This is a genomic window from Adonisia turfae CCMR0081 (genome assembly GCF_011009555.1).
Lineage (GTDB): Bacteria > Cyanobacteriota > Cyanobacteriia > Phormidesmidales > Phormidesmidaceae > Leptothoe > Leptothoe turfae.
The window spans coordinates 287,476-300,365 of sequence record NZ_QXHD01000004.1; the positions used below are offsets into that span (position 1 = coordinate 287,476).

The 12,890-nt window shown below is 49.1% G+C and carries 12 protein-coding genes and 2 pseudogenes; 11 read left to right on the forward strand and 3 right to left on the reverse strand.

Annotation, left to right across the window (positions count from 1 at the left end; translation table 11 throughout):
* From DXZ20_RS05505 to DXZ20_RS05520, 4 genes and pseudogenes are all read left to right on the forward strand, one after another.
* Window positions 1-742 (forward strand): annotated as a pseudogene (locus DXZ20_RS05505) (DEAD/DEAH box helicase); the annotation flags it as partial.
* An 82-nt stretch (window positions 743-824) separates the two neighbouring features.
* Window positions 825-1,226: an Npun_F0494 family protein gene (locus tag DXZ20_RS05510; protein WP_163696908.1), complete on the forward strand. Its 402-nt coding sequence runs from the start codon at window positions 825-827 to the stop codon at window positions 1,224-1,226.
* A 352-nt stretch (window positions 1,227-1,578) separates the two neighbouring features.
* Complete coding sequence (gene cobQ, locus DXZ20_RS05515) at window positions 1,579-3,072, forward strand: cobyric acid synthase CobQ (protein WP_163662843.1); 1,494 nt, start codon at window positions 1,579-1,581, stop codon at window positions 3,070-3,072.
* A gap of 130 nt (window positions 3,073-3,202) precedes the next feature.
* Window positions 3,203-3,976, forward strand: coding sequence for a sulfite exporter TauE/SafE family protein (locus DXZ20_RS05520; protein ID WP_163696909.1), 774 nt, complete (start codon window positions 3,203-3,205; stop codon window positions 3,974-3,976).
* 234 nt (window positions 3,977-4,210) lie between these two features.
* On the opposite strand, the gene psbM is transcribed toward DXZ20_RS05520, so the two are convergent.
* Both psbM and DXZ20_RS05530 read right to left on the reverse strand, forming a co-directional pair.
* The gene (gene psbM, locus DXZ20_RS05525; protein ID WP_006516450.1) at window positions 4,211-4,306 is read right to left on the reverse strand and encodes a photosystem II reaction center protein PsbM; all 96 of its coding nucleotides are present in this window, start codon (window positions 4,304-4,306) and stop codon (window positions 4,211-4,213) included.
* Between the two features lie 159 nt (window positions 4,307-4,465).
* Complete coding sequence (locus DXZ20_RS05530; RefSeq protein ID WP_163662849.1) at window positions 4,466-4,774, reverse strand: 2Fe-2S iron-sulfur cluster-binding protein; 309 nt, start codon at window positions 4,772-4,774, stop codon at window positions 4,466-4,468.
* Window positions 4,775-5,100: 326 nt separating this feature from the next.
* Here DXZ20_RS05530 and psbB point away from each other — a divergent pair, with 326 nt between their 5' ends.
* From psbB to DXZ20_RS05565, 7 genes are all read left to right on the forward strand, one after another.
* Complete coding sequence (psbB, locus tag DXZ20_RS05535) at window positions 5,101-6,630, forward strand: photosystem II chlorophyll-binding protein CP47 (RefSeq protein ID WP_163662852.1); 1,530 nt, start codon at window positions 5,101-5,103, stop codon at window positions 6,628-6,630.
* 140 nt (window positions 6,631-6,770) lie between these two features.
* Entirely contained in the window at window positions 6,771-6,869 is a 99-nt protein-coding gene (locus tag DXZ20_RS05540) for a photosystem II reaction center protein T (protein ID WP_006516453.1), read from the forward strand.
* Window positions 6,870-7,078: 209 nt separating this feature from the next.
* Window positions 7,079-7,597: a transcriptional regulator NrdR gene (gene nrdR, locus DXZ20_RS05545; RefSeq protein WP_163696910.1), complete on the forward strand. Its 519-nt coding sequence runs from the start codon at window positions 7,079-7,081 to the stop codon at window positions 7,595-7,597.
* Between the two features lie 412 nt (window positions 7,598-8,009).
* The gene (locus tag DXZ20_RS05550) at window positions 8,010-9,008 is read left to right on the forward strand and encodes a 30S ribosomal protein S1 (RefSeq protein ID WP_163662857.1); all 999 of its coding nucleotides are present in this window, start codon (window positions 8,010-8,012) and stop codon (window positions 9,006-9,008) included.
* A 131-nt stretch (window positions 9,009-9,139) separates the two neighbouring features.
* Window positions 9,140-9,901 (forward strand): HAD-IA family hydrolase, encoded by a 762-nt coding sequence (locus DXZ20_RS05555; protein ID WP_163662860.1) that lies wholly within the window; start codon window positions 9,140-9,142, stop codon window positions 9,899-9,901.
* Window positions 9,902-10,183: 282 nt separating this feature from the next.
* On the forward strand, window positions 10,184-10,621 hold the full coding sequence (locus DXZ20_RS05560) for a BlaI/MecI/CopY family transcriptional regulator (protein ID WP_006516457.1): 438 nt from the start codon (window positions 10,184-10,186) through the stop codon (window positions 10,619-10,621).
* A gap of 2 nt (window positions 10,622-10,623) precedes the next feature.
* Entirely contained in the window at window positions 10,624-11,475 is an 852-nt protein-coding gene (locus DXZ20_RS05565; RefSeq protein WP_163662865.1) for a M56 family metallopeptidase, read from the forward strand.
* An 8-nt stretch (window positions 11,476-11,483) separates the two neighbouring features.
* Here DXZ20_RS05565 and DXZ20_RS05570 read toward each other — a convergent pair.
* Window positions 11,484-12,890: pseudogene (locus tag DXZ20_RS05570) on the reverse strand (DNA polymerase III subunit gamma/tau); the annotation flags it as partial.

Sequence of the window (12,890 nt, forward strand, 5' to 3'; positions counted from 1 at the left end):
ATTTGGCAAGCCCAAAACCCTATTGAAAAAGCAACAGCGGCTTTCAACCCTGGAAGCTGAGCTGAGCGATCGCAAGGCCAAATACAACAAATATGCAGGTCGCTATTGGCAAGAATTCCTCAATCTGATGGCCATTCTTGAAAATTTTGGCGGTTTAGAAAATAACCAGCCGACCAATTTTGGCAAAATGGCCGCCGCGATTCGAGGAGAAAATGAGCTGTGGATAGCCTTGGCCCTGGGCTCTGGTGAATTTGATCATCTGCCGCCCCATCAGTTTGCCGCTGCTTGCGCAGCCATTGTCACCGAAATAACCCGCCCCGATACCTGGACCCGATACCGCACATCTCATGCCGTTACAGCAGCCTTAGAAGGTCTGCGTTCCACACGGCGTCAAATATTTCAGCAGCAGCGGCGCTACCAGGTCACACTGCCAGTATCCCTGGAATGGAATCTCATTGCGCTGGTGGAAACATGGGCGTTAGAAACCGAATGGAATGAGCTTTGCCACAACACCAGTCTTGACGAAGGGGATGTCGTTCGAATTCTGCGGCGCACCCTCGATATATTGGCCCAAATTCCCCACGTACCATTTTTGCCCAGCACTGTTAAATCAACCGCTCGCCAGGCAGCCCACCTGCTCAATCGCTTCCCAGTTAATGAAGCAGGCAATGCGGCTGACACAGTAAACGGAGATACTGAAGAAACTATGGGTATCGCAACTATTGAGACCGAAGAAGAATAATCGCGTAGTAGGGTGTGCGCTGCCCACCCCCTACCCAATATCTGACCCGCCCCATTGCTTACTGCCAATTGACGATTTGCCCATGACTTCGACATCTTTGCCCCTCTCCCCCAAAATACTGGCTCGCGCCAAGCGAGCTGTGCGCTGTGCCCCGTTTTATATGAAGCTGCTGGCGACGATGCGATCGCAAAGCGTTCCCCTACGTGCCATTATGGACGCACGTGGCATGCTCAGCGGTTACACACGCCAGCCCCTCTCCGAAGTAGCCGCCGACAATCATCTGGGCTGGTTAATAACCGTCGGCATCGTCCGTCGCGAAGTCGATGGCCAAGGCTTGACCGACAGCTTTCGTCTAACACCCATTGGCCGCCAACTCGTAGAACAATGGGAAGCAGCAGGTCGTCCGGATTCCACTGGGAGCCCCCTGGATTATTTACTCAATGCCAGAAACCGTTGGTTAAGACTACCGACTTGGCTATCGTAGCCAGGTAAATTTTGAGACTATCGTCTACAGCTGCGACAGTGCGCAAAAGTGACGATGTCTAAGTAATGAAGTTTGGGTAAGTTTAAGCAATAGTGCGGATGGTTAACCACCAACTGACCTATCAGCAGGTGATGAGCATCCTCAACACAACTGCTGTTAAGCTTTACCCAAACCACAGCAGCCTGCCAACACGTTAAGTTTCAGGATTCACTACTCACCTTACTTATTCAAGTTTCTAGTCTTATACATCACAATTCCCAAACCTTGTATCGAAAAGCCGTTATTTCAGTTATCTATCTCAACTCAATATTGCAATCACTAAAAATTCAATTAAACCGGGAGACGCTCTAGCATGAAGGCCATTATGGTAGTGGGTACTACCTCCCACGCAGGGAAATCTCTACTCGTCACAGCACTTTGTCGTATGTTGAGCCGTCGTGGCTGGCGAGTAGCTCCCTTCAAGGGACACAATACCGCCCCTAACACCTACGTCACCGCTAACGGCGCTGAAATCGGTTATCCCCAAGCAGTACAAGCCTGGGCAGCAGGTGTCTCTCCGCAGGCCGAAATGAATCCAGTCCTGCTAAAACCTCAAAACGGCCAAGCATCTCAGGTCATCATCAAAGGTCGTCCCGTTGGCCAAACCACGCCGACCCACTATTACGAGACTTATTTTGAAACCGGTTGGCAAGCAGTACAAGAAAGCCTGGCGCGCTTGGGCCAAGAATTTGACCTACTGATTTGTGAAGGAGACGGCAACCCGGCCGAAATCAATATCAAACAGCGAGATCTCGCTAATATGCGAGTGGCCAAAGCCCTAAAAGCTCCGACCATATTGGTTACTGACATTGATCGGGGTGGAGCCTTTGCCCATATCGTCGGCACCCTTGAGCTACTAGAGCCCGATGAACGTGAGCTGGTCAAAGGCATCGTTATCAATAAGTTTCGCGGTCAAAAGAGTCTGCTTCAGCCGGGCATTGATTGGATAGAAAAGCGCACAGGCATTCCAGTTCTGGGTGTGATCCCCTGGATTGAAAGCGCGTCCCCTAGAGAAAACTCCGTTTCCCTCATGGACCGCCCTGTGGAAAAACAATCCGCCGAACTCAATATCGCGGTTATTCGCCTACCCAGGATTTCTAACTTCACAGATTTTGATCCTCTAGAGGCTGAACCCTCAGTTAATGTCAGGTATCTCAGTCCTAAGGATGATTTGGGACATCCCGACGCTGTGATTTTGCCAGGAACCAAAACAGCCATTGCTGACTTGCTGATTTTGCAACGCACCGGCATGGCTGAGGCAATTCAAAACTACGCAGCAGCAGGAGGCACAGTCCTCGGTATTTGCGGTGGCTTCCAGCTAATGGGACAAATGCTAGCTGACCCAGAAGGTCTAGAAGGTCAAGAAGGCCGCTTTAGGGGTCTGAGCATTCTGCCTTTGCGCACAGTGATTACCCAAAACAAAGTGGCACGTCAGCGGTCTGTAAGCTCGAAGTACCCCCAAGAAGGCTTACCCGTCAATGGCTATGAGATTCACCACGGGCGTACTCAGCTAGTGATGACCCCTGAAGGTGGTGAACCAGGGCCTAAGTTCCAGCCCATTTTCGACGATCGCAGTCTGGGTATCGTCGACGAGACTGAATCCCTGTGGGGCACTTACTTACACGGTATTTTTGATAATGGACCCTGGCGACGAGCCTGGCTAAATCGCCTCAGACAGCAGCGGGGCTTGGGGTCTTTACCTACTGGCATTGCTAATTACCGCGACCAGCGGGATTCTACGCTAAACGAACTGGCCAATACCGTTGAGCAGTACATTAACCTAGAGCCGATCCTGAACCAGTCCTAAGCGATACGGCCCCAGGGTCAGTAAATAGCCGTTTGGACCCCTACCATAATTATATTTTCTCTGCATGACCTAGGCATTCATCATCCCAACAACTGTGGGAAAATGCTGAAATTGTCTACTTCATCCACCCATGCCCCTTCCCCATAGTGTCTTGTTAACGTTAGGTGGCTTAGCTGCAGGGGTATTAGCGGGACTGCTGGGTATTGGTGGCGGTGTGCTGATGGTGCCTTTATTGCTGTTATTTGGCATCAATGTAGACCAAGCAGCTGCCACCAGTTTGTTCGCTATTTTAATCACAGCCACCACAGGCAGTTTTCAAAACTGGCGCATGGGTTACCTACAGCCCAACCAAGTTGTGCTGTTGGCAATCCCAGCAGCCACCCTAGTCATCATAGGCACAGAGTTTGGAGAATTACTTTCCGAACACTGGCGACGAGCCGCATTTGGCATATTGCTGCTAGCCAATATCTACCTGGTTAGCTTAAAGAAGCGGGTGGCGACCACAGTCCAGCCCCCCAATCAGATCCCTCCCATTCCCGCTCGTTTAATTACCGGTAGCACCTCAGGGTTTATGGCCGGTTTGTTCGGTGTGGGCGGCGGCGTCGTGATGGTGCCCTTACAGATATTACTGATGAATACCGGCATGAAAACTGCTGTCCGTAATAGCTTGGCCGTCATTGCTCTGACCTCATGTGTTGCCTGCATCCACAACAGCCTTAAGGGAGATATCGTCTATGGAGCTGGTTTGAGCCTGGGTCTAGGTGGTCTGGTGGGCGTCCAAATCAGCACTCGTTTTTTACCCAAACTGCCAGAACAGGTTGTTAGCGTATTATTTCGTATCCTGCTGTGCGTTTTAGCCACCTATGTATTTTGGCAAGCATGGCAAGCCTACAGCAGGGTATAAGGAACCATAAAAATGGGTACTTAGCCATGGCCAGTACCCATACCTAGCCTTAAAACAGCTAGCCTGAGATATTTAATATCTGCTCTAAGTATCTGCAAAAGTCCGCAATAGACTAAGCGCAATATAAATAAACAAAAATGCTCATTTAGTCTGACGATCGGCTTCTGCACAAAAAAGCTTTCGGCTTGGTATCAACAGAAAGCTGAGCTCACTGTTGCCATGTTGACCCATCTACTATTCTTTAGTCTGAATGTAAAGAATAAGCAGGAATACGGTTGGGACAAACACGAAAAGGATGCTGGCTACAAACCCCAGATTATTAACTTCCATAGGACTCAGCTATTATCTCTCTCAACAACAAACCACATGGCTAAGCATATCACTCTGGTTCAACTCAATGAAGCCACAGCTTTGTGAATTGAAGTTAGCGATACAGCTAGCTCAAAAGCTAACTAAATCCCAATAAATCAACTGAATGCATTCGATGCATCACTTTTTCTTCTTCGGTTTAGTCACCACACTAATCGGTCCATTGACCAGCGTCTGACATGCCAAGCGGCAGTTACCAGGACGTTTTTTGAGTTTTTTTTCTTCCACTGCAGTACGCGGAGATAGGTTATCTAACCCTTCAGTGATTTCAACGACACATAAACCACATTGACCATATCCACCGCAGTTCATCATTTTGCCAGTGAATGTATAGACATCAACGCGGTTATCTATCGCCTTCTGACGTAGATTCGCTCCATCCGCCGCTGTGACCTCAACATCTTCTTTAACAAACTTAATAGTGGGCATCGAAGGGCTCCAAAAGCAATCGCTATAACGTCGAGAATGCCGCGAGTGTCACAATCCCAAGCAATTCAGCTTGCATTGGATTATGAACTCTAGTTACACTTCTTTATACACTTTAATCTTTGGATTTGAGTGGATTAGTCCGTCGGGAATCGTCTGGATTCATTACCGCATAAGGCTACCTGTCCATCATCTCCAGTTTTCTTCACTGCTAAATAGCAATTCATTGGGGCTTGCCTTTGGAGTCAATGGGGGGATCTGGTAGCCTGTTTGTATCGGTATTTTAATGTACGGCTAACATTTCCAAACTAGGAGGAGGCGCGTAGTCAATGGGACTACCCTGGTACCGGGTACATACAGTCGTTATTAACGATCCCGGACGACTGATTTCTGTACACCTAATGCATACTGCACTTGTGGCAGGCTGGGCTGGCTCTATGGCCCTGTTTGAGCTTGCTACATTTGACCCAAGTGATCCTGCCCTGAACCCCATGTGGCGTCAGGGAATGTTTGTTCTTCCCTTCATGTCTCGCCTCGGTGTAACCGGGTCTTGGGGCGGTTGGAGTGTGACTGGTGAGACAGGTGTTGATCCTGGCTTCTGGTCTTTTGAAGGCGTTGCACTGGCACACATCGTGCTATCTGGCCTACTGTTCTTAGCAGCAGTTTGGCACTGGGTTTTCTGGGATTTGGATCTATTCCGTGACCCCCGAACTGGTGAGCCCGCTTTGGACTTACCTAAGATGTTCGGTATTCACCTGTTCTTATCTGGTTTACTTTGCTTCGGTTTCGGAGCATTCCATCTAACCGGTGTCTGGGGACCTGGTATGTGGGTATCTGACCCCTATGCCATCACTGGGCACGTTCAACCCGTCGCTCCTGAATGGGGTCCTGCTGGATTTAACCCCTACAATGCGGGTGGTATTGTGGCTCACCACATTGCCGCTGGTATTGTCGGCATTGTGGCAGGCCTATTCCACCTGACGGTGCGCCCACCTCAGCGTCTTTATAAGGCGTTGCGTATGGGTAACATTGAAACTGTACTATCCAGTAGTATTGCCGCTGTTTTCTTTGCAGCATTCGTAGTGGCTGGCACCATGTGGTACGGCAACGCGACTACTCCTGTTGAGTTGTTTGGCCCTACCCGCTATCAGTGGGACTCTGGTTATTACCAACAAGAGATTGAGCGCCGTGTACAGGCCGACATGGCTGACGGACTAAGCCGTACTGAAGCTTATCAGAATATTCCTGAGAAGCTCGCTTTCTATGACTATGTTGGCAACAGCCCTGCTAAGGGTGGTTTGTTCCGCGTAGGTCCTATGGATAGTGGTGACGGGATTGCAACTAGCTGGCTTGGCCATCCTGTCTTCAAAGATGCTGAGGGTCGTGAGCTTTCTGTTCGTCGTTTGCCCAACTTCTTTGAGACTTTCCCAGTGATCTTGACTGACTCCAGCGGTGTAGTTCGTGCGGATATTCCGTTCCGACGTGCTGAGTCTCAGTTCAGTATTGAGCAGACTGGTGTAACCGTTTCTTTCTACGGTGGTGAGCTAGATGGTCAAACTATCAAGGATCCCGCTCGGGTTAAGCGCTACGCCCGTAAGGCTTTACTAGGTGAGCCTTTCGAATTCGACCTTGAGACTCTAGAGTCTGACGGTGTATTCCGTTCTAGTCCTCGCGGTTGGTTTACCTTTGGCCACGCGGTGTTTGCACTGCTGTTCTTCTTTGGCCACATCTGGCATGGTTCCCGGACTCTATACCGCGACGTATTCGCTGGTATTGACCCCGACCTCTCTGAGGAGCAGGTTGAGTGGGGCTTCTTCCAGAAGGTTGGAGACACGACTACTCGTGCAACAAATCGTTAAGTACGAGTCTTAGGCTAAGGAAATGGCCCAGCGAATGGATTACGCTGGGCCATTTTTTTGGAATAATGGTAGTAACCAATGGCAACCATTGCTTGTTTCTACAGCAGTGGAACTGACTGTAAATTGAGTAGGACGAAACCATGGAAAGTGTTGCTTACATTCTGATTTTCACCTGTATTATCGGTACGCTCTTTTTTGCGATCGCATTTCGTGAGCCCCCCCGGATCAAAAAAGACTAAAGATGTTCGATTGCCAAGCCCAAATTAATCATTGAACCAGCTTGGCAACTAGCATATCTGTTACCTAACAGAGTCTGGATGACATAATAGAGGTACTAACTTCTTTGCATTTAGCGAAGTTAGCCTCTATTTTTGTTTTAAGCGTGGTCTAATAAGCGGGCCGCTGACTAAAGCGGCCCTCACTTCACTGATTTTGGGTTTAGTGGTTTATGCAGTGTCCCTTTTGCCAGCATCCCAGCAATCGTGTCTTAGAATCGAGATCGGCAGAATCTGGCCGTAGCATTCGACGTCGTCGGGAGTGCCTCAAGTGCAATAGTCGGTTCACCACCTATGAGCGCATTGAATATGTGCCCATCACTGTGGTTAAGCGCAATAACAATCGGGAATTATTTAATCGCTCCAAACTCCTCAGAGGCATTGCTCGAGCCTGCGAAAAAACAGGCATTGAAGCCAGTCGTTTAGAAACCATCGTTGACAATATCGAAGCAGACCTACAGCAGCGCACAACCAGAGAAATTGCTAGTGCAGACATTGGTGAGCTTGTTTTACAGCAGCTCCAACCCTTAAGCGAAGTTGCGTATGTCCGCTTTGCATCGGTATATCGCCAATTTACTGGCATTCGAGACTTTGCAGATGCCCTCAACCACTTACAAGCGGACGATGCAACGACCGAAACCCAGCCCTACATAACCAACGGTAATCGTAACGGTTCGGCATTAACCGTGTAGGATGTAGCCCCTTGCAAATACAATTCTCAAGAAATAAGCCTACATCAATACATTAATAGTCAGTGACAGCAGGACTAAATTCACTTATCATAAATAGTCTTGCGAAGGTTTGTGTAGTTTGCTAATTTTCGGTACGGGTTTCCGTGTCGAGCCCTCATGTGTGTTAGTATTACTTGCTTTGCAAGGCTCTAAGTCCTGAGCCCAGTTCAGGTTCATGTCAGCATTTTAGATAGCAATTAGCAATCTATCTAGGAGTCTGACCACTCAGAGCTATTTAGTAAAGGGTTAACGGTAGCGCATTTTGAGTGATGCCCTAGCCTTGTCTGAGATAAAATCTGGATCAATGTAGGGGCGGCACACAGACGCACAACATGTCCACTCAATTATGGAGAAACCGTAGGAAACATCTAGCATGGTCAATCTTGAAACGACACAAGCCGATATTGGTTTTACTCATGAAGACTTTGAAGCTTTATTAGATCAGTACGATTACCATTTCAGTCCTGGTGATATCGTTCCTGGGACAGTTTTTAGCATCGAGCCTAGGGGCGCTTTGATTGATATTGGTGCAAAAACCGCTGCTTATTTGCCCATCCAAGAGATGTCAATCAATCGTGTCGAAGCTGCGGATGAGGTGCTTCAGTCCAATGAGACTCGTGAATTTTTTATCTTGACAGATGAAAATGAAGATGGCCAGCTAACCCTCTCCATTCGACGCATTGAATATATGCGAGCGTGGGAGCGTGTACGTCAGCTACAAAACGAGGACGCTACTGTTCGCTCTGATGTATTTGCCACTAACCGTGGTGGAGCTTTGGTAAGAATTGAAGGGCTGCGCGGATTTATCCCCGGTTCCCACATCAGTACTCGCAAACCTAAGGAAGATCTTGTCGGTGAAGCTCTTCCCCTGAAGTTTCTTGAAGTTGATGAAGAGCGAAACCGTCTTGTATTGAGCCATCGTCGTGCGTTAGTTGAGCGTAAGATGAACGGTCTGCAAGTGGGCGAAGTGGTGATTGGTGCAGTACGCGGTCTCAAGCCCTACGGTGCCTTTATCGATATCGGTGGTGTCAGCGGTCTGTTGCACATTTCTGAAATCTCTCATGATCACATCGATACGCCCAATACGGTGCTCAATGTGAATGATGAGATCAAGGTCATGATTATTGATCTTGACGCTGAGCGTGGCCGCATTTCACTATCCACCAAACAGCTTGAGCCCGAACCCGGTGATATGGTCAAGAACCCTGACATCGTGTTTGAGAAAGCCGAGGAAATGGCTGAGCGCTATCGTCAACAATTGTTGAAAGCGGCTGAAGCTGAAGCCGCTGCCGCTGCTGGCGAAGTTGAAGCTAGCGACGACGACGACGTCTACACCGATGAAGATGCAACGGCAATGGCTGTTGCGGAGTAATTAGCTCTCTTCAGCAGAAAGCCATCTACTTCAGATAGCAAGGCTACTCAGGTAACCTGACACTTGCTTGAGCTAAATGTGGGACGTAACGTCCCACATTTTTTATTGTTTATTTCGTCACAGTTAAGTCCGTGGTCACTGTCTTTTGTAACGGCAAACAGTTTACAAACATCGATGCTGTCTTTTTAGACAAAGACGGTACCCTGGCCAATGTGGCTGCTTACCTTCAGCAGTTGGGCTATAACCAGGCAAAGCTGATGGAACAAAGTTTACCAGGGGCCTATGGGCTTACCCTCAAGGCATTGGGCATAGACTCTACGGGTTTAAGTGCTTCTGGATTATTAGCCGTAGGCAGTCGCCAAGAAACTATTATTGGAACCGCTGCTGCTGCTGCCATGGCAGGATACCCATGGGTAAAGGCATTAGAACTGGCAATTCACAGTCTGACAGTAGCGGATCAGCAATGTTCACCTAAAGCTGCTTACACCCCGCTCCTCCCCGGCGTTTTAGATTTTTTACAGCGGCTACGGCACGTGGGACTAAGCGTGATCATGGTTTCTGCTGACACCCAGAGCAATCTTGAGGATTTTGTTAATCGTTATCAGCTACAGACCTACTTTGACAAGCTCCAGGGTACCAGTAGCCCACATCCTACCAAGGGCGCACCAGATTTTTTGCCCGCCGCGTGTCAAAGCATCGGACTCTCACCTGGGCAGGGAATGGTTATTGGGGATTCCACCAGTGATTTACGCATGGCTCAGTCAACTGGCGGTTTTATTGGTTATTTAGGTGGCTGGCAGCCTACTTTGTCTGAAACTGACATCCTTGATGATGAATGCAGTGGCATAATCTGTGGGTTTGCCACCAACTTTAGTCAGATCACAATGCACTAAATCTTGATTCAGATTGCTAGACTCGTTTTTTATAGCAGTCGCGATCAAAGTCGCACAAAAATACAAAAAATAAAATAGAGGTGGCAAGTACCACCTCTAAATTCAACCTTGATTTGCACATCTGCGCATTTAAGTTTCTCCATTCTGTTAGTTAACTCTGGATATCTCAAGTGACACTTGGTCACAGTTTATAGTTGTGTGAGTAATATGAGACCCGCCATGAGAATATCGGACTTCGGGCGATACACTGGTTAGGGAAACTAGTGTCTTCAGAGTTAGCCGATGTCGAAATTTCCGGCCTACCGTCCCAAGCGATTGTCGTTGGGGCCACTCGAAACTGAAATCTTGGATATCCTATGGCAATTGGGAACGACATCAGCAACGGCAATTCATAACCAAATTCTGGAAGATATTGACCGGGATTTGACCTATTCATCGGTGGCTACGGTGCTACGTCGCCTCGAAAAAAAGGGTTGGATTGCTAAGCGGCGGGTGGGCAGGGCTTATCACTGGGAGCCCCTACTTTCAGCCAACAATGCCAAAATTCTGGAATCCCATGAGCGTTTACATCAGTTTTTAGCAGCTAGTAATCCAGATATTGTGGCGGCCTTTGCAGATACCCTTGACCAAGATAGTTTGGACCAGCTAGAAGCCATTACCAAACGTATTCAGGCAGCGCGACGAGCTCGCTCAAACAACCAACAGGGGCAGGAGAAATAGCCATGATGCATGTGAGTTTAATGGGGGGTGCGATCGCAACCGCAATCCTACTCCGGTTGGCCCTCACTGGACGCTGTCTACAAAATGCGCACTGGCTAACGGTTTTATCCCTATTACTGATATCCCCCATCTTGCTACTAACCACGGCGGTGGCCATTATTATCATGGGTCCCCACGGTCATGTAGTCAGCCCCTTGGAAGGCTGGATTAGTTACACAACCGCCTGGTTATTTTTAGTCGTTAGCCTGGGCATCTTGATTTACCTGAGATGGCAAGCCCACAAAAGCATTGTCCACATCCGGCAATATCCTCAGCAAATGGTGCAGGGTACTCCCAGTCGATTAATGGATGAAGACACCGCATTTAGTGCACAAATTGGGCTCTGGTCGTCGGAGTTAGTGATTAGCCAGGGACTCATCGACACCCTTGACAGTGAACATTTAGCGGCAGTGATTGCCCATGAAAAAGCGCATTATCACTACCGCGACACGTTTTGGTTCTTCTGGTTAGGATGGCTGCGACGTATCACCTGTTGGCTGCCTTACACGGATGAACTTTGGCAGGAGTTACTACTCCTACGGGAAATTCGAGCCGATGACTGGGCTACCCACTCGGTTGATCGTTTAACCTTGGCAGAATCCTTGGTACAGGTCATTGCCGCCCCCCTTTCACCGATAACAGTTGCTAACTTTAGCTGTACGGTTCCTAGCAGTCGATTAAGTCGACGGATTGATGCGTTGTTATCAGACCATGATTATGGGTTTCAACCCCAATGGTCCTTCGTCACCTATGGCTGCCTTTCAGGGTTAGTGGTGGGCTTATTGCCCCTCTGCTCCATTCCCTTCCACCACTAGCTTGACCTCTAAAACGGGACATCAGGACCAGGTTCCGCAGATGGTGTAGAGGGAACTTCCGTCGCCTCATCATCCAGGTTAACAATCTGGCCATTAAAGAATTGAGCAAAGCTTTTGACACTGCGGTCCAGTTCGTTTTCTCCTTGCCATTCATTAGCTGCAATAGACGCGTTGCTGGCTGTAGAAGTGGGTGGCGGCGGAGCTGAGGGAGAGGGAGTCGCTGTAACAGATGCTGCCACAGCGGGTTGTGGCGACGCAGGCGTATCAGCAAGTCTAGGAGAAGAAGTGGTGCTAGCGCTATGGGGCGTTGGCTTAGACAGTGGTGATGGCGTCGAAACCGGTGGTGGCAAAACCGGTGGTGGCGACACTGATGGCACCACAGTTGGTGGCGATGTCGGTACAGCAGCAGGGGCAGCCGCTTGCTCTTCCGCTGCAACTACCATCGTTACTCGGATTTTATGGCCGAAAACTTTTTCAAACGCAATCTCGACATTACTTAATCGATCTTGAGCCATGCGCATCAACGGCTGAGACCGAATACCGACCGTTGCCTCTACACCATCACAGGTCAGTAACTTGGCTTGCTGACGCATCAGAACCTTTGTACCAAAGGGCTGTAGTTGAGTCACAATTTTGGCCCAAATATCATTGATACTGCCCATGGCAGGGGCATCGGCCATCGCAGAAGGTTGTTCAACCGAATTGTTAACAGCAGACGTAGGCTGAGGGATATGAGCGTCAGTAGGAGCAGGCCGAGCATTCACAACCGATGCGCCCTTTGCGGCCTTATCCTCCTGAGGTTTTGGCTGTGGCTCTGGCTCATGAGCAACCACATTCTTCTGCGGTTCACTTTGAGGTTTAGGTACTGGTGTTGGGGCTACTGTAGTAGCTTTTTCTTCTGGTGTATGCTTCTGAGCAACAATGGGTGGTTCAGCCACAGGCGGGGGTGAACTGATTGCTTTTGGCATAGACGGTTGAGCCGTGGATTGAGTCACCGCTGGTGCAGTCACCACTGGTGCAGTCACCACTGGTGTCGCCACATTTACCTGCCCCAACGCTGAGGGCAATAGGCCCATTAGAGTGATTTCTAACCAAAGCCTGGGCTGAGTTGTATTTTTGACTTGTACTTCGGCAGCTCGCAGATGCTGTTGACTCGACAGCAACAATGGCAATGGCAAAGCCTGGGCAAAGTTCACCATCTCTGCCCAAACAGGCGGGGTAATTGCCACTAAATCACGGCGCTCACCAGCGGTTTTTGCAATCAAAAGATCTCGGTAAAAGGCCACCAGGCTTTGCAACACCATCAGAGGTTCACGGCCCCGATCCATTAATTGACGGGCCAAAATCAGAACTTGGGCACCGTCGTCAGCACTCACTGCCTGGACTAGGGCAAGCAAATCACGTTCAGAAACGGC